The organism is Phenylobacterium sp., assembly GCF_030681155.1.
In the GTDB taxonomy this organism is placed as follows: Bacteria; Pseudomonadota; Alphaproteobacteria; order Caulobacterales; family Caulobacteraceae; genus Phenylobacterium.
The window spans coordinates 97994-119305 of sequence record NZ_JAUXXE010000056.1; the positions used below are offsets into that span (position 1 = coordinate 97994).

Annotated in this window: 21 protein-coding genes and 1 riboswitch; of the genes, 12 read left to right on the forward strand and 9 right to left on the reverse strand. The window is 64.6% G+C overall.

Annotation, left to right across the window (positions count from 1 at the left end; translation table 11 throughout):
* The first annotated feature begins 90 nt into the window (after positions 1-90).
* Positions 91-1899, forward strand: coding sequence for an NAD(P)/FAD-dependent oxidoreductase (locus tag Q8M13_RS14630; protein WP_305300723.1), 1809 nt, complete (start codon positions 91-93; stop codon positions 1897-1899).
* Positions 1900-1938: 39 nt separating this feature from the next.
* Here Q8M13_RS14630 and Q8M13_RS14635 read toward each other — a convergent pair whose 3' ends face one another.
* The 3 genes from Q8M13_RS14635 to Q8M13_RS14645 all read right to left on the reverse strand — a co-directional run bounded on the left by Q8M13_RS14635 (position 1939) and on the right by Q8M13_RS14645 (position 4014).
* Positions 1939-2817, reverse strand: a complete 879-nt coding sequence (locus Q8M13_RS14635; RefSeq protein WP_305300725.1) for a hypothetical protein — start codon at positions 2815-2817, stop codon at positions 1939-1941.
* Positions 2818-2897: 80 nt separating this feature from the next.
* Complete coding sequence (locus tag Q8M13_RS14640; RefSeq protein ID WP_305300726.1) at positions 2898-3170, reverse strand: hypothetical protein; 273 nt, start codon at positions 3168-3170, stop codon at positions 2898-2900.
* A gap of 178 nt (positions 3171-3348) precedes the next feature.
* A complete protein-coding gene (locus Q8M13_RS14645; protein WP_305300727.1) occupies positions 3349-4014 on the reverse strand; it encodes a DsbA family oxidoreductase in 666 nt (221 codons plus the stop codon).
* 147 nt (positions 4015-4161) lie between these two features.
* Here Q8M13_RS14645 and Q8M13_RS14650 point away from each other — a divergent pair, with 147 nt between their 5' ends.
* The gene (locus Q8M13_RS14650) at positions 4162-4926 is read left to right on the forward strand and encodes an SDR family oxidoreductase (RefSeq protein ID WP_305300728.1); all 765 of its coding nucleotides are present in this window, start codon (positions 4162-4164) and stop codon (positions 4924-4926) included.
* Positions 4927-5068: 142 nt separating this feature from the next.
* Here the strand turns inward: Q8M13_RS14650 and metE are convergent, their stop codons facing one another.
* The gene (metE, locus tag Q8M13_RS14655) at positions 5069-7399 is read right to left on the reverse strand and encodes a 5-methyltetrahydropteroyltriglutamate--homocysteine S-methyltransferase (RefSeq protein ID WP_305300729.1); all 2331 of its coding nucleotides are present in this window, start codon (positions 7397-7399) and stop codon (positions 5069-5071) included.
* A 108-nt stretch (positions 7400-7507) separates the two neighbouring features.
* Positions 7508-7740, reverse strand: a riboswitch (cobalamin riboswitch).
* 355 nt (positions 7741-8095) lie between these two features.
* Here metE and Q8M13_RS14660 point away from each other — a divergent pair.
* From Q8M13_RS14660 to Q8M13_RS14690, 7 genes are all read left to right on the forward strand, one after another.
* Positions 8096-8278, forward strand: a complete 183-nt coding sequence (locus tag Q8M13_RS14660; RefSeq protein WP_305300731.1) for a DUF2293 domain-containing protein — start codon at positions 8096-8098, stop codon at positions 8276-8278.
* Positions 8279-8616: 338 nt separating this feature from the next.
* The gene (locus Q8M13_RS14665) at positions 8617-9387 is read left to right on the forward strand and encodes an EAL domain-containing protein (protein WP_305300733.1); all 771 of its coding nucleotides are present in this window, start codon (positions 8617-8619) and stop codon (positions 9385-9387) included.
* Between the two features lie 586 nt (positions 9388-9973).
* On the forward strand, positions 9974-10642 hold the full coding sequence (locus Q8M13_RS14670; protein WP_305300734.1) for a dihydrofolate reductase family protein: 669 nt from the start codon (positions 9974-9976) through the stop codon (positions 10640-10642).
* Positions 10639-11856, forward strand: coding sequence for an iron-containing redox enzyme family protein (locus tag Q8M13_RS14675; protein WP_305300735.1), 1218 nt, complete (start codon positions 10639-10641; stop codon positions 11854-11856). Before Q8M13_RS14670 ends, Q8M13_RS14675 begins: the two co-directional genes overlap by 4 nt.
* Complete coding sequence (locus tag Q8M13_RS14680; protein ID WP_305300736.1) at positions 11853-12107, forward strand: Rieske 2Fe-2S domain-containing protein; 255 nt, start codon at positions 11853-11855, stop codon at positions 12105-12107. Before Q8M13_RS14675 ends, Q8M13_RS14680 begins: the two co-directional genes overlap by 4 nt.
* A complete protein-coding gene (locus Q8M13_RS14685) occupies positions 12104-12709 on the forward strand; it encodes a CDP-alcohol phosphatidyltransferase family protein (protein WP_305300737.1) in 606 nt (201 codons plus the stop codon). The genes Q8M13_RS14680 and Q8M13_RS14685 overlap by 4 nt, the downstream gene beginning before the upstream one ends.
* Positions 12706-13860, forward strand: coding sequence for a GTP cyclohydrolase II (locus Q8M13_RS14690; protein WP_305300738.1), 1155 nt, complete (start codon positions 12706-12708; stop codon positions 13858-13860). Before Q8M13_RS14685 ends, Q8M13_RS14690 begins: the two co-directional genes overlap by 4 nt.
* A gap of 166 nt (positions 13861-14026) precedes the next feature.
* Here Q8M13_RS14690 and Q8M13_RS21065 read toward each other — a convergent pair whose 3' ends face one another.
* The 4 genes from Q8M13_RS21065 to Q8M13_RS14700 form a co-directional block, all read right to left on the reverse strand.
* Positions 14027-14389, reverse strand: a complete 363-nt coding sequence (locus tag Q8M13_RS21065; protein WP_370870071.1) for a cytochrome c — start codon at positions 14387-14389, stop codon at positions 14027-14029.
* Position 14390: 1 nt separating this feature from the next.
* Positions 14391-14747 carry a c-type cytochrome gene (locus Q8M13_RS21070; protein ID WP_370870072.1) on the reverse strand — a complete coding sequence of 119 codons (357 nt, stop codon included), beginning with the start codon at positions 14745-14747 and terminating at the stop codon, positions 14391-14393.
* Between the two features lie 1071 nt (positions 14748-15818).
* Entirely contained in the window at positions 15819-16607 is a 789-nt protein-coding gene (locus Q8M13_RS14695) for an OmpA family protein (protein ID WP_305300740.1), read from the reverse strand.
* 128 nt (positions 16608-16735) lie between these two features.
* On the reverse strand, positions 16736-16879 hold the full coding sequence (locus Q8M13_RS14700) for a hypothetical protein (RefSeq protein ID WP_305300741.1): 144 nt from the start codon (positions 16877-16879) through the stop codon (positions 16736-16738).
* Positions 16880-17189: 310 nt separating this feature from the next.
* On the opposite strand from Q8M13_RS14700, the gene Q8M13_RS14705 reads away from it, so the two are divergent.
* Positions 17190-17900, forward strand: a complete 711-nt coding sequence (locus Q8M13_RS14705) for a glutathione S-transferase family protein (protein ID WP_305300742.1) — start codon at positions 17190-17192, stop codon at positions 17898-17900.
* A gap of 284 nt (positions 17901-18184) precedes the next feature.
* Positions 18185-19234 carry an AI-2E family transporter gene (locus Q8M13_RS14710; RefSeq protein WP_305300743.1) on the forward strand — a complete coding sequence of 350 codons (1050 nt, stop codon included), beginning with the start codon at positions 18185-18187 and terminating at the stop codon, positions 19232-19234.
* A gap of 129 nt (positions 19235-19363) precedes the next feature.
* On the opposite strand, the gene Q8M13_RS14715 is transcribed toward Q8M13_RS14710, so the two are convergent.
* Entirely contained in the window at positions 19364-19969 is a 606-nt protein-coding gene (locus Q8M13_RS14715) for a TetR/AcrR family transcriptional regulator (RefSeq protein ID WP_305300744.1), read from the reverse strand.
* A 322-nt stretch (positions 19970-20291) separates the two neighbouring features.
* Between Q8M13_RS14715 and Q8M13_RS14720 the strand changes: the two genes are divergently transcribed.
* Positions 20292-21275 (forward strand): NADP-dependent oxidoreductase, encoded by a 984-nt coding sequence (locus Q8M13_RS14720; RefSeq protein ID WP_305300745.1) that lies wholly within the window; start codon positions 20292-20294, stop codon positions 21273-21275.
* Positions 21276-21312 lie beyond the last annotated feature (37 nt).

The window sequence follows — 21312 nt, forward strand, 5'->3', positions numbered from 1 at the left end:
CAGCCTTCCATACTCTAACTTCGAATATATTGCCGCGATGGGCGGGGGCCGGACGCATGGACCTTCGTCATTTTGATTGAGGTCTTTAGCATGACGACGACCGAGGCTGTTAAGCCGCCGATCGACAAGAAGGCGTTGCTCGCCAAGTACATCCAGGAGCGCGACAAGCGGCTCCGCACTGATGGAAACGAGCAGTATCTCGAAGTGAAGGGTCGCCTGGCCCACTATCTCGACGATCCCTACACACCGCTCGTCGAGCGCGAGCCGAAGACCGATCACGTGACATTCGCGTTCGTCGGCGGCGGCTTTGCGGGACTGGTGACCGGCGCGCGCCTGGTCGAGGCGGGTGTCACCGACGTGCGGATCATCGAGAAGGGCGGCGACTTCGGCGGCACCTGGTATTGGAACCGCTATCCGGGCGCCCAGTGCGACACCGCCTCGATGATCTATATGCCGCTGCTCGAAGAGACCGGGCACATGCCGACCGAGAAGTATGCGCACGCGCCGGAGATCTTGGCGCAGTGCCAGCGGATCGGCACGCAATACGGCCTCTATGATAACGCGCTCTTCCACACCGAGGTCAAAGACCTGAGCTGGGACGAGGCGAACTCCCGCTGGGTGATCTCGACCAATCGCGGCGACCGCTTCACGGCCAGTTTCATTGGTCTCGGCACCGGCCCGCTGCATGTGCCCAAGCTTCCGGGCATTCCCGGAATCGAGTCCTTCAAAGGCCACTCGTTCCACACCAGCCGCTGGGACTACGGCTACACTGGCGGCGACCCCAAGGGTGCGCTGATGGAGAAACTCGCCGACAAGCGGGTTGCGATCATCGGCACTGGAGCGACCTCGGTTCAGGCCGTTCCGCATTTGGCGCGGGCTTGTAAGGCGCTCTACGTCGTTCAACGCACCCCGTCCTCGGTGGATGTGCGGGCGAATGCGCCGATCGATCCCGATTGGTTCGCCGAGATCGCCACGCCCGGCTGGCAGCAGCGCTGGCTCGAGAATTTCACCGCCAACCAGGCGGGTGGAAATGCGGAGGTCGATCTGGTCCAAGATGGGTGGACCGACCTCTCCCGACGGATCCGGGCCAAGATTTCCCAGCTTCCGCGGGAAGACATGACGCCGCAGAAGATGCTGGCCGCCTATGAGGATTCCGACTTCGAGAAGATGGAGGAAATTCGCGCCCGCGTGGACGCCATCGTCGAGAACGACGAGGCCGCCCAGAAGCTGAAGGCGTGGTATCGCCAGCTCTGCAAGCGTCCGTGCTTCCACGACGCCTATCTGCAGGCCTTCAACACGCCTGGCGCCCACCTTGTCGACACCGATGGCAAGGGCGTTGAGAGGATCACCGAAAAGGGGTTCGTCGTCGGTGGCGTCGAGTACGAGGTCGATTGCATCATCTACGCCTCAGGCTTCGAGGTCGGCACCGAGTACAAGCGCCGGGCAGGGTTCGAGCTTACCGGCCGCGACGGCCTGACGCTTTCCGAGGCCTGGGCGGAAGGCATGCGCTCCAAGCACGGCATCCATGTCCACGGCTTCCCGAACGCCTTCTTCGTGCAGCCGACCCAGGGCGCGAACCTGATCTCCAATGTGCCGCACAACCTGACCGAGGCCGGCCGCACGATCGCCGTGACCATCAAGCACGCTCTGGACGTCGGCGCTCGCCAGGTCGAGGTCACTCCAGAAGCCCAAGCGGCCTGGGTTGAACTGCTGCTGAATGCGCCGGGGCGGATGATCGGCGCCCCCGACTGCACGCCTGGCTACTACAATAATGAGGGGCAGGATCCCGGCCCGGCGGCGCGCTTGAATGTTGGCTACCCCGCCGGTGCGACGGCGTACTTCAAGTATCTCGATGGCTGGCGAAACTCGGGCCAGTTCGAAGGCTTGGCGTTCCGCTGATCGCTTGCAGGGCTCGCGCCATCACGCGAGCCCTGGGCGCTAGAGATTTGAGGCGTTCGCGGCGGGCGTAGCGCCATGGGCTCGTTTGCGCCACATCACATAGGGCAGACTGATGACAATGCTGGTGACCAGATAGAGCAGGATGGCGGCCGGGACCGCGTTCTCGGTGGGGTTGACCAGATGGGCGATGGCCATGGCGATGCCCGGATGGCGTGAGGCCGTGGCCAGGGCCAGTACCGATCGATCGCCGGGCGTTGGGCCGCCGAGCAGATGGCCTGCAGCCAGACCCAGGATCACGAAGGCCGCGATGGCGACCAGGGTCCCGTCTCCGATCTGGGCGAGGACCGCGGGTCCCGCCTTCACCATGATCAGCAGAGCGGCGGCGACGATCAGCGCGGTGGCGGCAAGCGCCAGCGGCGCTGCGATGCGTGCGGCCACTCTCGGCGCGGCGAGCCGAAGACCTATGCCGGCGAGGGTCGGGACGATGACCGTAGCTAGGATCAGCGGAACTATGGGGCCGGCGGGGATGCGGATCTTGGCCGGAAAGATCGCATCGAGGATCATCCCGCCTACCGGAATGGTGATGAGCGACAAGAGCGCCGCAGAGAATAAGAGGGCCATGACGTAGGCGTGGCCCCCGCCAGCGGTCACCAACTTTCTCGGCAGGATCGGCGGTACGGGCGACAGGGCCAGCGCCACAAGGGTGATCTGGACCGCGCGATGCAGCGGGAAAATGACCACGATCAGCACCGCGATGATCGGCATCACGAGGTTCATCGAGATCACGGAACGAATAAGCTGCCCAGGCTGGCGGACGAAATACGCCAGTTCCCGCGGGGCGGTGCCCAGGCCGATGGTGAACACCAGGACCGAGATGCTGGACTTGAGCACCAGCGGGACCAGTTCAGCGACCGTCATGACGATGATCCATCGGCGCGCGCTTCCGCGCCGACCATGATCTTGGGCCGCTAAGCGGCCGATGTTGATCGGTGGAAACCCTATGATGGGCCAGCCGCATACCCGGCCGGCCCTGTCCTACGCCACGAGGCGGCGCGTTGTAGCGGCGCTGCGAATGACGGAGAGATATGGGGGAATTTCAGCGTCGCCTCGCCGGTATCGTGCTTGAGGTTCACCTTCGGGAACAGAAGTTCGGCGACGCGATAGGCTTCCTCCAGGTGGGGATAGCCCGGGGCGATGATCGTATCGATTCCGAGTTGGGCGTATTCCTCCAGCCGCTCGGCGATGGCGTCATCTGAGACACACTTGATCACGTTGTTGGCGGCGTCCCCGGCTTCGCCCTCGGTCTCGCGGACGATGATGTGCAGCCTGATGCCGAAGCGGATGGTGCGGCCGCGTTTGGCGGCGCGACATATCGCTCATACGGCTCCGGTGGAGCGCTTCGGCGCTCCACCGACGGCGCGCGCAGACCAGGGAAGGGGGGTGCGGGGCCTAGGTTGCCGCGGGCTCGGCGAGCTCGGCGGCGATCGTGCGCAGGGCCTGTTCGAAAGCCGCAGCCGGCTGGCCGCCGGAGATCAGGTAGCGGTCATTGATGACCACGGCTGGGACCGAATTGATCCCGGCCGAATGCCATCGACGTTCGGCTTGCCGTACTTCATCGGCATAACGCCCCGACGCCAGGACCTCACGTGCGGCCTCGCCGTCAAGGCCAGCGGCTATGGCGGTGTCTACAAGCACCTCATGATCGGCTGGGCTGCGACCCTGGGTGAAGTAGGTGTCGAAAAGAGCGCGCTTCAACTTGGCTTGGCCGCCGACGATCCCCGCCCAGTGCAACAGTCGGTGAGCGTCGAAGGTGTTGTAGATGCGGCTTTGGTCGTGGGTTTTCATCGCGAACCCCACCTCGGCCGCTCGGGCATGGATGGCCGTTCGGTTGGCGGCGGACTGCTCGGGCGTCGCCCCGTATTTTTCGCCGACATGCTCGACGATATTCTGCCCCTCGGGCGGCATGTTTGGATTGAGTTCGAAGGGCTGAAAATGAATGTCGGCCTCGACCAGGTTGCCGACCTTGCTCAGGGCTTCCTCAAGCCCACCTAGCCCAACGACGCACCATGGGCACGAGACGTCCGAGATGAAGTCGATCTTCATGGGCTTAGCCAAGGTGGGCTCCAATCTGCTGGCAAACGCCGCGCGCAGGGCAGGGCGACGACTTCGCACAAATTGGGAGCTATGCCGAATTTTGCAACTGCGAGAAGCCGGCTGCTCCTTTGGCTGGTCGGAGTTCGTCCAGATATGGCAAGGAACGGAATGGATTCTTCCTTCAATCTAAGTGGCAAGGTTGCTCTGGTCACCGGCGCTTCCGGCGGTCTTGGGTTCGAGATTGCACTCGGTTTGGCCAGGGCTGGGGCGCTTGTCGTGCTGCACGGTCGCGATCCCGTAAGACTGCGGGCGGCGATCGCGCTCATGGTCGAGCGGGAGCCATCGGCTCTAACCGATACGTGCATCGCTGATCTCGCAGATGAAGTGGCGCTGAAGGTGGCTGTCGAGAGTTTGGCAGGCCGGCACGGCCGCCTCGATATCCTGGTCCACAACGCCAGCGTTCGCGACCGGCGGCCCATTGGCGCGCTCGATCGGGCCGCCGTCCGCGACCTGATCGAGATCGATCTTGTCGCGCCCTTCGACCTGACGCGTATGGCTCTGAGGCACATGCCCGCGGGGGGAAGGATCATCAACATCACCTCCATCGCCGGTCCTATCGCCAGGTCCGGAGACGCCGCCTACACCGCGGCCAAGGGCGGCCTCGACGCCCTGACCCGTGCCCTGGCTGCCGAGCTCGGCCCCAGGAACATCACGGTCAACACCGTCGCGCCTGGCTACTTCGCGACTGAGGCAAACCGGGCGATGACGGCTGACACCGAGGTCGAAGCCTATCTTCAGAAGCGAACATCGCTTGGGCGTTGGGGCCGACCACAGGAAATTGCCGGCGCCGTGGTGTTTCTCGCATCGCCGGCCGCATCCTACGTGACCGGACAGGTCATCGCCGTCGACGGTGGCTATTTGAGTCACTTTTGAGAGAGCATGGGGGCCGATGGGCTAAGGCCGAACCACGACGCATTGGGTGATGCGGTCGGCCGTCGAGAACCCATCGACCGCGGAATTAGCCGAAGATCGGGAAAGAGGCGCCGCGAGCTGCAAGCTTGCGGCGCCAGGAAAGTCAGAGCCCCGTAACCGCCCGGGCCTGGCGGGCCGCCGCGACCATGTTGACGAGAGCGGCCTTGGTCTCCGGCCACTTGCGGGTCTTGAGGCCGCAGTCGGGGTTCACCCAGAGTTGGCCGACCGACAGCCGTTGTTGGGCGGCTTGCAGCAGGTCGGCCATCTCCTCCATGCTTGGGACGCGCGGCGAGTGGATGTCATAGACGCCAGGGCCGATCTCAGCCGGGTAGGCGTAGTCTGCAAAGGCGTCGAGCAGCTCCATCTTCGAGCGTGCGGTCTCGATGGAGATGACGTCGGCGTCCATCGCCCCGATCGCAGCGATGATGTCGTTGAATTCCGAGTAGCACATGTGGGTATGGATCTGGGTGTGGTCGGCCACCCCCGAGGCGGTCAGCCGGAAGCATTCCACCGCCCAGTCGAGATAGGCGTCCCAATCCTTGCGGCGTAGGGGCAGGCCCTCGCGCAGAGCCGCCTCGTCGATCTGAATGATCTTGGCGCCGGCCGCTTCGAGGTCGACGACCTCGTCGCGGATAGCCAGGGCAATCTGGCGGCAGGCGCGCTCGCGGGTGATGTCGTCGCGCACGAACGACCAGTTGAGGATGGTCACCGGGCCGGTCAGCATGCCCTTCATAGGCCTCTCGGTCAGACCCTGGGCGTAGCGCCACCATTCCACGGTCATCGGAGCCGGCCTCGAGACATCCCCATAGAGGATCGGGGGACGCACGCACCGTGAGCCGTAGGACTGCACCCACGCGTACTTGGTGAAGGTGAAGCCGGCCAGTTGCTCGCCGAAGTACTGGACCATGTCGTTCCGCTCGAACTCGCCGTGCACCAGGACGTCGAGGCCGACTTCCTCCTGCCAGCGGATGGCTCGTTCGGTCTCCTCGCGTAGGAAGGTTTCGTAGTCGGCGTCGCTGGTGCGCCCCTTGTCATGCTCGGCGCGCGCCTTGCGGACTTCCTCGGTCTGCGGGAACGAGCCGATGGTGGTTGTCGGAAGGGCCGGGAGGTCGAGGCGGGCGATCTGCACGGCGCGGCGGCGTCCGAAGTTCGACTTGCGAGCGGTCATGGCGGCGCTGACCGCGGCGAGCCGCGCGCCGACTTGCGGGCCATGGATCTTGGCCGAAGTCCGTCTCGCCTGTGCCGCGGCCGTGCTGGCGGCGAGTTCGGCGGCGACGACGGCGCGGCCGCCATTCAGGGCGCGGGCCAGGACGACAAGCTCTTCGATTTTCTGGACCGCGAAGGCGAGCCATTGCCGGACGTCGCTATCGATGTCGCGCTCCAGGGCCAGGTCGATCGGCGTGTGGAGCAGGGAGCAGGATGGCGCAAGGATGATTTCCCGCTTGGTGGCGAGCAGGGGCTCCAGCTTGGCCAGCAAGCGCTCGAGGTCGGTGCGCCAGACATTGCGGCCGTCGATGACGCCGAGAGAGAGGACGAGCCCGGTCGGCGCGTTGGCCAGCACGCGGTCAATCTGGTCGCCGCCGCGGACCAGGTCGATGTGCAGACCGGCGACAGGAAGGGCGAGGGCGGTTTCCAGGTTGTCGTCGAGCGCCCCGAAATAGGTGGTCAGCATCAGCTTCACGCCCGGTGCGGTGCGCGCCAGCAGGCGGTAGGCCTCATGCAGGGCGGCGCGGTCTGTGCCGTCGAGATCAAGCACCAGGCAGGGCTCATCGATCTGCACCCAGGTGGCGCCGGCCAACTCCAGCTTGTTCAGCACCTTGGTGTAGACGTCCACCAGGTCGCCGAGCCGGGTGCGCGGGTCGAAACCATCGGTCTTGGACTTGGCGAGCTTGAGGAAGGTGACCGGTCCCAACAGCACCGGGCGAGTATCGATCCCCTGCGCCTTGGCTTCGATGAATTCGTCGATCGCCTTGGTCGAGGCGAGGGCGAAGGCTTGGTCCGGGGACACTTCCGGAACCAGGTAGTGGTAGTTGGTGTCGAACCACTTGGTCATCTCGGCGGCGGGCGCATCGAGGGCGTGGTGGTGATGGCCGTGGCCGCAGTCGGCGTAATCGGCCTCGCCCTGCGCGCCGCGAGCCATGGCGAAGAAGGTGTCGAGCTCGACCGCCCCGCCGTTCCAGCCATAGACCTCCGGAATGGCGCCGACCATGGCGCTCGTATCCAGCACGTGATCGTAGAACGAAAAGTCATTGGACGGGATATGATCGACGCCCAGGTCGCGCTGGCGGGCCCAGGTCTTGGCGCGCAGATCGGCCGCTACGTCGAGCAGCGCCTGTTTGTCGCTCTTGCCGGCCCAATATCGCTCCAGCGCGGTCTTCAGTTCGCGCTTGGGGCCTATCCGGGGGAAGCCGAGGGTGGCGACGGTGACGGTCATGATGCCTTGCCAGTTCTGTTGATGGCGAGGCGAGCAGACGCGAGCGGGCGCAAACCGGCGCGGGTGCGCAGGTCGGGCATGCTTGCGACCTGACCGGGCACCCCGCCGGAGGACGTTATCTGTCGAGGCAGGTCTCCTGGCTCACGGGTCAGCGCCTCTCGTCCTGGCCTTCCCGATCCGCCACCGTTCAAGTTCGGCGGATCAGTGACACGTATTGGACGTCGGCTCGCCGCTTACAGTTGCGGGGGCAGCGCCGGCATTGGTCGCAAGCGACCTCACCGGATTCCCATCTTAGCCCCAAAGCGCGAACGCCCCGGGGAACCACGACGGCTGCATCTATGGCGAGAGGACGTGACGAGTCAACAGGGACATAAGGATATCCTTATGTGAATGATTGGGGCTGCTGGTTGCTGACGGGTCGCTGGATGCTGAAGCGCAGCGCAAGGCAAGTCGGCCGTGGCGCCATATGCGCTGGTCGTTGATCGCAGAGCGCTAGGCCACGCGTTAACTTCCGACTCCAAGTGCGCCCGTTGGTCTGCGCGATAGAGGGCTCCGCGCGTTGGACGAACTGCACTGACATTAGAGGGAACGTACAAAAGCCTGTGCTGTCATGACCTAGTGGCGATGATCGCAGTCCGATTGCAACACGGCTAAACCTGTTCCGTCTTCCGATAATATTCCTTAGGCGAAGATGGAGTGGCCAGATGGACAGAAGCATCCCTTGGCAAGGTCGTCGGTATTGTCGCTTCGACCTTCGTCCGGCATCAGCTCACCGATTATGATCTGCTTCTGAAGATCCCAGGCATGGAACGCGCCGAGGCGAGATTGATCGTCGCCAGAGAGGTAAGCGACATTCTTGAGGGCTGGCGCCAGGTCTAGCGTGCTCGCCTGGCGGTGCTCCGTTTTACTCCAGCCATCGGCACAGACCAGCGCGCTTGCCCCCGAGGCAATGACTCAAAAGCCGTGCAAATCTCAGTCGCAGAGTTTGGAGTCAAAACCCGCGCTTATTGAATCAGTCGCATGGTTATGAGTCGGGCCGACATGTGACGGACAGCGGAAGTGCGGTCGCAGGGTTTGGAGTCAGCGACAGCGCCAGAAGCGGAAATTGGACTCGTGCCAGCTTGCGGACGTTCAGCAGTCCTCGCGGACGGCGCTCAAGACTCCATAAACCGACAATCTCTAAGCTGAATCCGGATAGAGATTGAGGAAGCGGGACCATGACGACGGGATGCGAGGGCTGCCGCGACGGAACCGGATTTGAACAACCGTTCTCGATGGCGTTTCAGCCCATCGTCGATGTCAACGGCCAAGCGATCTTCGCTTACGAGGCGCTGGTTCGCGGCACGGAACGGCAAGGTGCCTACTCGGTCTTGAGCCAGGTCGCCGACGGCAACCGTTACGCGTTCGACCAACAATGCCGCGTCAAGGCGATCGAGTTGGCCACCGGCCTAGGCTTGCCCCAAACTGGCGCGTCGCTTTCCATCAATTTCATGCCCAACGCGGTTTATGAGCCCAGGGCCTGCATTCGCCTGACCCTGGCCACGGCTATGCGCACCGGCTTCCCCCTCAACAAGATCATCTTCGAGTTTACCGAGGACGAGAAGCTCGACACCGATCATCTGCTCAACATCCTGCGAACCTATCGCGCAATGGGGTTCAAGACGGCGATCGACGATTTTGGGGCCGGCTACGCGGGTCTTGGCCTGCTCTCGAAATTCCAACCCGATATCGTCAAGCTCGACATGGAGCTGATCCGCGGCATCGACCGAGACGGGGTCAAGCAACGGATCGTCAAGTCGATGATCACCCTGCTCAGCGATTTGAATATCCAGACCATCTGCGAAGGGGTCGAGACCGCCGAGGAGCTTGGCGTTCTTCAGGACCTAGGCGCCAACCTGATCCAGGGTTACGTGCTGGCCAAGCCGATGTTCGAGGGGCTCGTTGGTTTTGACGGCCTCAGTGGCATGACGGCTCGCAAAGTCGCCTGATGGGGTGTCCGCTGCACAATCACCATTCACGGAGCATCCGCACCTTAGATTCCGCTCACCACCCTGCCCTGCCAATCCTTTCAAGCTGGGCCACTCGCGGACCTCGGGATCGGTCCAGAAAACGACATTCATTTCCACGAATAGATCGGGCTTGATCAGCTGATTAGCTTGGTGGTTCACAGCCACGACCGGCTGAACTCATGGTCACGCAGGCCTAGTCGGCAAAGCCTTACTGGAACGACGTCGTCCACGCGCTGGCGGCCCGCGCGCCGCCGGCGCAACGAGCGGACGTGACCCGTCGGGCCTGCCGCCTAGGCCGCCAGATCGGCTTCGAATGGACCCGCCCCAGTGCGAAAAGACGTATCGACACGAAGGAATTTGAAGTCGCTTAACGCGACACTTGATAAATCCAGAGATGTACTCATCGGACTTTCGGCCGTGGAATCCAAGGTGCGAACGAAAGTCAGTCGCTAAGGACGCCGCGACAGCGAAGCATTGTTACTGTCAGCTCTTTATTTCCCTTAGGAAACCAACGGCCAAGCTGCTCGTTTAACCGCATTCGGACTATCCGAGCTGCGGGCGTTTCATGGTCAAAATCACAACGCTGTCGGAACTCACGATCGACGGAAAGTTGTCTCTGGGCCCCGGCGCGTCCAGCAAGGACCTCTTCGGCTTCTATGGCGACGACCTGCGCGCCTGGTTTCATGGCCAGCGAGCCGCCCACGACGCCATCATGGTGGGCGCGGGCACAGTGCGCAGTGACGATCCGGAACTGACCGTGCGCCACGCGGCCGGGGCCAATCCCCTGAGGGTGATCCCTTGCTCCCTGGGCGACCTGCCGTCCGATTGCGGCCTGCTGAGGGACGGGGTGGCGACCCTGATCGCCGTGTCGCGCAAGGCGTCTCCCGAAATCATCGCGGCCCTGGAAGCGCGGGCGCACGTCGAGGTGATCGTCTGCGGCGAGGATCAAGTGGATTTGTCGGCGCTGATGGCGGCCCTGGAGGCCCGTGGGGTGCGCAGCCTAATTGTCGAGGGGGGCTCGCGCCTGCTGCACGCGCTCCACGCCCTGGGTCTGGTGTCACGGATCATCATCAAGCAGATCCCGATCATCGCCGGCGCCGAGGACGCGCCGACCTATCTGCGCGCTAGCCCATCAGGCCCCGCCCTGTCCCTGTCACGGTGGCGCCTGGAGGAACTGTTCGTCTTGAGTGGCGTCGCGATCTCGATCTACAGCCCGTTTGAGGCTGCAGCGTGATCGAGGCCGCCGACATCGCACGCATCGGTCGCCATCTTTCGGGTCGAGATGTATCGGGCGCGCCTGCGATCTGGGAAGTGCGCATCGACGCCGACAGCGATCTCGCCGACCCGGCCCTGCTGGACCATGCCCGCCACCAGACCCTGATGCGCGCCTACCAGTCGCGCTACGCCTTGTTGCCGACCGACGGGGCGCCCGGCGACGTGGTCGAGCAGCTTCGTCGCCGCTACGATCCCCTTACCCTGGCCATGGTCGAGGCGACCCGGACCGAGCTCGAGGACCTGCTGATCACTCCTGCGATCGAGCGCGCTCGTGCAACAGCGGCGGGCATCGACTGGGCGACCTATGCCGAGACCCTGCTGACGACGGTCCGCGCCGCGCCCGAAAGCCCCTTTGTGGCCTTCCTGCGGACCAGCCCACATCGCGAGGCCCACTATCGCAACTTTGTGCTGCAATCGTCGGCCGACCTGCTGGCCGAGGCCTCGGCCTCGGCGCTTGGGGTGATCGGCGAGTTCGGCCCGGCCCAGTCGGCGCTGTTTCGCATCCTGATCGACGAGTTCGGCTATGGGGTGCACGAGCGCAAGCACAGTGTGCTCTATCGCGCGGTGATGCGCGGGTTTGACCTGCCCGAAGAGTACAATGCCTGCTGGCCACTGTTCGACACCGCCGCCCTGCGCCTGCACAACACCATTCATTGCCTCTTCCAGAACCCGCGCTACCTGTTCCTGCAGATCGGTTTTCTGCTGCACGCCGAGACCGCCTATCAGCGCTCCACTCGGGATCACTTCCGCTACCTGGCGAAATTTCATCCCGAGGTCGACGCCCGCTATTTCGGCGAGCACGCCCATATCGACCTGCACCACACGCGTATGGTGATCGAGGAGGTGGCCGCGCCGCTGGTCGCCACCCATGGTCCCGAGGTCGGCTACGAGATCGTCGCCGGCGCGGAACTGACCCGCCTGGCCTTCGCCGAGGCCGGCGACCAGTTGCTGGCGGTCAGCCGGGCTTTCGACGCTGCGATCGACCAGGGCCGCGCCGCGCCGCGCCGTCCGGACCTTTCGCGAGCGGGCGCGCCCGTGACGCCCTCCAGCGCCGTGCGCCTCGACCCGACCGCCTTGGTCCAGGTCGGCGGTTTGGGCGCGGTGGAGGCCGGGCTGTTCGCCGACTTTCCTCAGGACGCGCTGGGTCGCGTTCCGATGGAGGTGGCGGCGTGAGCGCGACCTGGATCGGAAAGGACCTGCCGCCTATCCGCCGGGGCGAGCGGGAATATTTCCTGCTGGGCCGCGAGGACGGGCTCTATCTGGTTCTCAACCAGTGCCCCCATCGCGGCGGCCCGCTGAAGTCCGGCTTCGTGAACGACGCCGACGAAATCGTCTGCCCGCAGCACGGAAGCGCCTTTTCGGTCGAAGCCCTCATCGCGCGACCGACCACCCTTCGCCTCATCGAGCAGGAGATTGGCTCGTGACGACGCCGATGAAGTCCCTGATCATCGAGAACGGCCGGCTGAAGCTGGCCAATGTGGTGACCCTGTCGCGCGGCCTGCTGATCGCGCCCGTCCTGATACTGCTACTCCTGGACCATCCCCGCTGGGCGCTGGCGGTTTATCTGGCGGCTTGCTCCACCGACCTGATCGACGGCTGGCTGGCGCGGCGCTCGGGCCAGGCCTCCCCGTTCGGCGCCCAGTTGGACGCCGGCGTCGATAATATCTTCTCGGTGGCCATCCTGACGTTCCTGATAGTGGGGGTCCCGGGCGTGAGCCATGACCACCTGCTGGCCCTGATCGTTCTGTTCGGCGGTCCCTTGCTCTACCTGCCGGTCTCCAAGCTGCTGGCCGGACGGGTGATGATGTTCCACTTCTGGTCGGCCAAGGCCGGGGCCTTCCTGCTGTTCATCCTGTGGCCTCTGGTCGCCCTGACCGGCTGGTCGTGGTGGATCACCGCCACCGCGACCGTGGTTGGCCTCAGCCGCCTCGAGCAAATCGTCTTCATCCTGCGTCGGGGGGCCGACCTGGACGCGCCCCACGGCTTCTGTCCGGTGTCATCCAAGGCCAAGGCGGCAGCCCAATGAGCAAAGCTCCGATCATCCGCTGGGGGGCCGACACCGCCCAAGCCCGGGGTCCCGTAGTGGCCGGGCTCGACGCCGGCGAGCACCGCAACGCGATCGGCGTGCATGCCGGCGCCTTCAGCGTCTACCAGGCTTTGGCGGTGGCGACCGGCGCGCTGTCGATCCATCACCGGCCCGACCTAACCGGCACCGCGCCGCCCGCGGCCCTGGGTCCGTTTCCGCAATGGTCCGAGCCGGGCCGCATCGTCACTATGGACCCCTGGGGCCATCGGGTGGGTGACGTGTTCGCCGCCGAGCGCGCCGCGGGCCTGGACATCCGCCCGAGCATCGCTGTCACGACGGGCCACCTTCTGATGCCCGAGATCAACGCCGCTCTCGACAGCGGCCGCCTGTCGGCCGACGGCCAGATCCTGGGCCGCACCGGCGACATCCGCGTCACCAAGATCGCCATCGAGCCCGTCTGGTGGCTGCCTGGCGTGGCCGAGCGCCTGGGCCTGGCCGAGCAGGCGCTACGCCAGGCCCTGTTCACCGTCACAGACGGCATGTATCCCGCCCTGCTGTCGCAGCTCGAGCGCAAGGTCTTCCTGCCGCCGATTGGCGGGACCAGCGTCTATCTGTTCGGCGATCCCGCACGCCTGGCGCGTCCCTCGACCCGCATCACCTGCCGCTTGCATGACGAATGCAGCGGCTCGGACGTATTTGGCTCCGACCTCTGCACCTGCCGGCCCTATCTGGCCTTCGGCGTGGAAGAAGCCATCCGCCAGGCCCAGCGGGGCGGCCTGGGGGCGGTGATCTATAATCGCAAGGAAGGGCGGGCCCTGGGCGAGGTGGTCAAGCTGCTGGTCTACAACGCCCGCAGCCAGGCGGCGGCGGGCGACCGCCCCGCCGACTATTTCGGCCGCACCGAGGCCGTGGCCGGGGTGCCGGACATGCGGTTCCAGTCGCTGTCGGTCGATGTCCTGCACTGGTTGGGCCTGCGCCGGATCGACCGCTGGGTGTCGATGAGCAATCTGAAGTCCGCCGCCCTCGAGGACGCTGGCATCCGCATCATCCAGCAGGTCGAGATCCCCGATGGCCTCGTGCCTCGGCGCGCCGATGTCGAGATCAGCGCCAAGCGTGCGTCGGGCTATTTCACAACTGCCCTCGCGTCGTGAGTTAGGATTGGGCAAGGCCGCGCGAGCGACTATGGCACGTTACCCAAGCCGACGCCCTCCGAGCCTGCGCTGGACGTTCTGATCGCGGCCTCGGACCCTCCATTCTTCAAATGTCCACCCACCACTGGCCTTCGATAGCAGCCGGACCCAGCCAAATCGACCGACCTCAACGTAGCTGGCCGGTGGGCCGAAGACTGACTATGTAGGCGACTATCGCTGAGCGGTCGTGAGGCGTGATTTCGAGGGCCGGCATTTCGTAGTGGCCGACGGCCGATATTCCCTCAAGCTCTCGTCCGAGACCAGGTTCGGAGTAGCGGGTGCTAATCACGGCGAAAGTCGGAGCCTTCGGATTGGCGCTTTGTCCCCTGGCGCCGACCGCATGGCAGGACGCGCAACGACTATCTGCCAAGCTGCGGCCCCGCCACATGGCTCCAACGTCGTCGCCCCGGGCCGCGCCTATCATTGTGGAGCAAGCCGCCGTCAGGCCACACATTGCAATGCTGAAGAGCCTTACGGTTGGGTCGGCCATCTCAGCGTCCTGGCGTCGGCGGCAGCGATAGTTGGAGCCCTCGGAGATAGGCGATCAATTCCTCAACTTCTTGAGGGGAATAGGCGACAACCGGCATCATCGGGTGGCCCACTGAGATCCCCTCCGCCAAGGATTCAGCGAGGTCGCCTACATTGTAGCGCTTGCCCAAGTCGCGAAAAGCAGGCGCTCCCGAAACGGCGCTCACGCCGTCCGAACCAACGGCGTGACAACCACCGCAATCACGGATGGCTATCGCCGCCCCTTTCGCCTCCGGCGACGTCTCCACCGCGCCAACAGGTGTGGCCAGCAGCGCGAGGGTGGCGCCTAGGGCGCCTCTCCATTCAAGGTGGAACCGCATCTGGGATGCTCCTACGCGTCATCGTAACGGACCTCGGCCACCACAGGGCGTCATCGAGGGCCAAGAGATGAGCGTCAGCGATAGGACAGGTTTCCAGTGTTCAAACCATGTCCAGAAACTAGCCAACCCTGACAATGGGGGAGAAGGAGAACAGGGTTTTTCTCCTGAGGCCGTCGACGGGGCGGACGCGATCTCGTCGTGTTGATGAGTTCTTTCACCGCATCTGAGGGGTGCGAAATCCAAAGCAGATGGGGCGGATGGCTCCCGCTCACGGCATCCGAGGGCCAAACTTTTGGTAGTGGATGGCCTAGACGTGCTTTGGCTTATTGGCGCCAATGGCGGCGCCTGTGCGGATAAGAAACATCGCACCACACTTGACGGATGTCGCGTCGCTTTCCGCCCCACTCAGACCTTCGCCAAGTCCCATTCCCGGAACAAGATCGGCTCAGGGGCTGCGACGACCGCCCAGGCACCATGACAATACATTGGCTTAGGCGTACGTCGTAGAGTTCGGATCGGCCGCGCAAACGCCGGCGGACTTCCGGGGCTCCCATGTCGTATCCGAAGAGCACCATGCGGCGGCCGTTGGCTGTTTCCGGCAGAGCCATCAAGGTTGCTGCGCCCCGGTAATTCGCGTCCAAGAGCGTCCTGTGCAGATGTTCAGGCGCGGCCACATTCGCCGTGTGCTGCGCGCAATAGCGCCGCCGCTCAGTCTCATGACCGAATGACAGACTCACCACCAAGAAATGGGAGAGCCCCGAGAGGTTGGTCACCAGCCAAAGCGCCCGGATGAAGATGTGCTTATCGCGACAGCCCTCGCGGCGAACGCCATCGCGGATTCAAGCGCTAGCGCTGTTTCGAACGACGACTGCTCTGTCTCAAGCGACACCTCCAGCCCCGGATCAAGCGCTGACTGATCGCGAGGCCTCACCACGCTACTCGATCCGGATTCGCTCAATCGCATCCTGAGTGATGCGATCCTTTCGACGGAGGCCACCGACGAGGTGGTCGCGGCCCGGCCGCCGAGGCCGCCCGGCTGAACCGCGAGGCGGGCGACCCGAGCGCGCGGGGCTAGCCCGGAGTGCTGGCCTTGCTGACCATAATGGTGACGGTCACGCGGCGCGCCTCACTGGCGTTCTTCGGCGGATCGGGATCATCGACGATCGAGGACTCGCCGAGCGCAGTCGAGTGCACGAACTGGCCCGGCAGCACGCCGGCGTTCTCAAGCAGGTAGGTCTTCACGGCGGCTGCGCGGCGGGCGCTGAGGCGCTTGTTGGCGGCCGCATCACCGGTGGGATCGGCGCGGCCGACGACGGCCAGTCGGTAACCGCTGGGGATCGCCTTCGCCTTGGCGGCGATGGCCTGCAGCTCGCTCTTGCCCTCGTCGGTAAGGGCCGCGCTGCCGACTTCGAAATAGACCTTGGCGCGACCCGCTGCGACCAAGTTGCCGATGTTGTTGAGCCGCGCCTCCTGCTGGGCGACCGTCTCCTCGGTCTCGGCGAGGCCCGCCTGGATCTGCTGGGCGGTCTTAAGGTCGGAGGTCTTGAAGGTGATCGCGTCGGCGCTGACTTCCTGGCCGGTGGAAACGCCGGTGACCTCGATCGCCAGGCCGCGGATCAGGTCGCTGGCCTGCCGGTCCTCGCGGCGCAGGATGCCCGCGCCCTGGGTGCCTTCGATGCGGGTGCCGGCGGTCAGGTTGACCTGTCGGTCGCCGGCAGGCGTGCGCACCACAATCCGGCTGTCCTTGTGCGAGACGATCATGCCCTTGAAGGTCTCTGGGCCGGCCGCCTGGCCGAACGAAGCGCCCGGAGCGACCAGTAGGGCGGCCCCTGCCAGTAGAGCTGCAGCTTTGCGGATCATCGCACTTCTCCATGCCTGCACAGCGCAGGTTGGAGCTGTGGTAGCGCTATGCTCGCGCACGCGACATCGGATGAACACCTGAGCCGGCCAGGGGCGCGCCCCTAAGCCGGCGCAGACGCTCAGCCCCTTCAAAACTTGTAGTCGACGCCGATGCGCAGAAGATTGGCGCGGGTGTCGGCCTCGGTCGTGAAGGCCGCATAGCCGTTCGGCGTCACCCAGGAGGCGCGCACGTCGCCGAGGTCGACATTGAGCCACTCGCCCCGCACCGACATGTTGTCGGAGAAGACGTAGCCGTCCTTCCAGCGGCGCAGAGCTGACGCGCCCGCCGCACCCCCATCTGACAGTCCCGGTAGACACCGTCCGCGGCGCCCCCAACCGGCTCGGCCAAATCACCCGTGCCTTAGCGCCGAGCACGGCCGACAGGCAGGCCGGAAAATGCCTGAGCACCTCTGCGCCGCGACCGAGGATGCTCCGCACAGCGCCATCGGGAGGCATCGCTAGGGCGCGGCATCTGCCCCTTGCTCAGAATCCGTGGTTCTGTCGATCTCGGACAAACAAACCGACAACCAGGAAACGCCCTCAATGATGAAGCTCTATTCCGGCGATCTCAGCCCCTACTCCGCCCGCGTGCGGATGCAAATCTACGCCAAGGGCATCACCGACATCGTCCTCGAGCGGCCCTCCGACTTCGGCCTGCCCTCGTTCCGTAAGCGCCTGCCGATAGGCCGCATCCCGGTGCTGGATATCGACGGCGACCTGATGCCGGAATCCGATGTCATCGCCGAGTATCTTGAGCAGATCTATCCGGAACCCTCGCTGCTGGGCGCGACCCCGCGTGAGAGCGCTCATATCCGTACGATCGCCCGGATCGGCGACGTCTACCTCATGAACAACATGTTCATGCTCTCGCCCCAGAGCCGCGCGGCCGATCGCGATCAGGGAGTTGTGGACCTGCTGGGCGGCCAGGTGGTGCGGAACATAAAGGCTCTCGACAAGATGATTGGGACCGATGGTTACGCCTGCTCGGGCCGCCTCACCCTCGCCGACTGCTCGCTGGTCCCGGCGCTGTTCCTCGTGGAGAACGTCCTTCCGGGCACAGGCGTGGAGAATCCAATCCCCAAGGCCGCCAACGTCGCCGCCTGGTGGGCGTCCATCCAGCAGAACGAGCACGCAGCCAAGACCTTGGCTGAGCTTCACCGCGGGTTGGAGGAACGCCGCGAACTAATCCGCACGGGCGCTTTCGAGAAAATGATGGCCGCGGCGAAGGCCGCCATGCAGGCCTCGGACGCATAGGTCACGGATCAGGAGGCCGGGCTGCTCAGCCGTCCGGCCTCGGCAAGGAGGCTGGCAGATGATCTCAATCGGAACCGCCTACGGAACCCGGCCGAACCGCTGAAGCCGTAGCTCTCGCCCACTCTCGAAAAGGCGGATAGCTACCCCTCTGCGAGGGTTCAGTGTGTCGCCATCCACCTGTTCCGCGGCCGTGACGGCCAGCATGAGGTCATCTCGATTCATTCCCGCGCGATCAGCGAACTTCAGGCCTTGGCGGGCGTTCACAGCTCAGCTGGAGAACGCCCTTGAAACTCGAAAAACTACCGCTGTCCTCGATGGTCGCCGCGTCGGTCATCCTGGTCGGGACCTATTTCCTCGCCCAAGGGGCGGTGAAACTCGCCAGTCTGTGGATCCTGATCTTTGGATCGGTGGTCGTCGCGGTAATCGTTCGTTCGATCGCCGATCCACTCGTGAACCGGTTTGGGTTCAAGGACGGGCTGGCCGTGCTAAGCGCCATCTTGATGATCCTCCTCGCGCTAGGCGGGATCGCTTACCTTTTTGGGCAGCAGATTTCCGAACAGGTTCATCAACTGGCCCTGAAGCTGCCGGGCGCCTGGACCGAGTTCCAGGCGCGACTGCAAGCCTCTCCCGCCGCCGGCCAGATCGTGGAGCAGCTGCAAAAGCTGGGATCAGAGGCCGGGCGCGCGCTCGCGCTCGCGCCGCGTATCGCGCTGGGCGCCGTTTCGGGCTTCGCTATCCTAGTTCTGGTGCTGGTCGCCGGGGTGTTCCTGGCAGCTCAACCCGACCGCGCGCGCGAGGGGGTGCTGGCTATGGCGCCCAAGCCTTCCCGCGCTCGTTTGCGCGAGGTCATGAACACATGCGGCCGCGCTCTGAAGGGCTGGGTGAAGGCGCAGCTATTCGCCATGGTTTTGGTCGGCTCCCTGGTCGGCCTGGGTCTTTGGGCGATCGGCGTGCCGGCTCCCCTCGCCCTGGGCCTGTTCACAGGCTTGGCCCAATTCGTCCCGATTGTCGGCCCAATCTCCGCGGCGGTGCCGGCGCTGCTAGTCGCAGCGAGCGGCGGCACGCAGATGTTGCTGATGACCTTGGCGCTTTTCATCGGCGTTTCCCAGCTTGAGGCCAACCTCATCACTCCCCTCGTCCAGAAGAACTTCGCCTCGCTTCCAGTGGTGCTGGGAATCTTCGCAGTGGTGGGCTTGGGGACGCTGTTCGGCCCTCTGGGAGTGCTGTTCGCAACCCCCCTCACCCTGGTGCTCTACACCGCGATCACCATGCTCTACCGCCAGGACGTTCTTCATGACGAAGAGGCGCACGCGCCGGGTGAGACCTTGGCGTAGTTCGGCCGTATCTACTCCATAACCCACTCCGCCCAATCAGCTTGGACTTGCAGTGTTCATCGAGGTGGTCGGACCAGGCTGGGAAGATGGAAGGAGCGATTCCCCCGGCCAGGGCAGGCTCTCCTGGGACTATTTAGCCCGGACGGCGGCGACGGCGACGCTCGCGATGTCGTGGAGACGCTCTCGATATGCCGAAAGCTCAATCGGCCCATCTGGACCGTGCTTTGCGCCTCTGGTCGCGGCAAGCAGGGTGGCGACCAGGCTCTCGGCCGTTAAGCCCGACGCGTCGATGTCGATTTCTCCAGTGCGGCACGCGGTCTGGAAGACGCGCACAAGCCGCGCCGCATAGGCCGCGTCGGCCTCCCGAGCCAAATCGGCCCCGATTGTGGTCCGAGTGACGTCCAGTTCCGTCAGATGCTCGGAGCGCGCATAGCGTTCCTGCACCGTCCCGCATTGGCGGTCGAGCAACTGATAGAGCTTCTCAGCGAAGGGAAGCTCGGCGTTCTCCGCTTCGTCGCAGAGCCGACTGAGGTCCGCGAGCGTCCGGGCGTGCATGGCTCGAAACACCGCTTCCTTGCCCTCGAAATAGAAATAGAGGGTGCCCTTCGCAACGCCGGCGGCGCGCGCGATGTCGTCCATCGCGGTTCGACGATAGCCGAAGGCGGCGAACAGCCGCTGAGCGGCGTCGAGGATCGCGTTGGCTTTGGCGCGGGTGTCGCCGCAATCTGCGGCCACAGGAAATGTCGCTGGCATCACTAAGTTCTAGGCGGAACTTCGGATTGACAGCAAGGTCGCGGGCGAACCAAATGACCGTATAGACCGAAACGGTCGAGTCCTTGGGAGGCGTCTTATGCGTTTGCGTAAGCCTGGCGCGGCTGGGCCGGAGGTATGCGCGCGGTCTGGGGCCATGACCATGATCCCAATCGACGTCGGAAGAGCCCGGACGACTTCATCCAATAGACTTCAACCCGGCGGGCGAGCGCTATGCGCCGGCCATGATGGGTTCGCTTAACGGCTGAGGCGACGCCTCACGCACCCCCCAACAAAGAGATCCGACATGACTATCGCTCGCCAAATTCATCTCGTTCGCCGCCCACAAGGCGTGCCGGTTCCTGAGGACTTCGCGATCGTCGAGAGGCCCTATGCGGAGGCTGGTGACGGCGAGGTGCTGGTCGAGGCCCTGATGATGTCGGTCGACCCCTACATGCGGCCAAGGCTGGACGCCGACCAGGCTTTGGACGCGCCTCTGCTGGGAGGCGGGATCGGCCGCGTGGTCCAGTCGCGGAACGAGCGGTTCAAGGAAGGCGATCTCGTCCGTCACGGGGCTGGATTCCAGGAACGCTTTGCGTCCAACGGCAAGGGCCTGTCGGTGCTGAACCGCGATCCGTCCCTGCCCTTGTCGGTCTATATGCACGCGCTAGGGGCTACGGGGATCACCGCCTATGGCGGGCTGCTGGAAACCGGCGCGCTGAAGGACGGCGAGCAGGTGTTCATCTCCACGGCGGCCGGCGCCGTGGGCTCGGTCGCCGCCCAGATCGCCAAGATCAAGGGCTGCTATGTGGTGGGATCCACGGGCTCCGAGGACAAGGCGGCTTGGTTGCGCGATGAGCTGAAGCTCGACGCGGTGATCAACTACAAGACCCAACCGCTGGCCGAGGCCCTGGCCAAGGCCACGCCGAAGGGGCTCGACGTCTATTTCGAAAATGTCGGCGGCGCGCATCTAGACGCCGCTCTGCCGAGGATGAACGTCCGGGGCCGCATACCCGTCTGCGGGATGATCTCCACCTACAACGGCGGCGGCGAAGGCGTGAAGAACCTCTTCAGCCTTATCTATGGCCGGATCCGGATGGAGGGTTTCGTGGCGAGCGATTTTGCCCACCTCAACGCCGCTTTCCTGGCCGACATGACCGGTTGGCTGAAGGACGGATCCATCAAGTACCAGGAAACGATCCTGGACGGCTTCGAGCGCGCGCCGGAGGGGCTTATCGGCCTCTTTGCGGGCCAGAACGCCGGTAAGATGCTCATTCACATCGCAGACTGACCCAGCGCCTCCTCCTCGCCTTCGCCCGCCGGAAGCC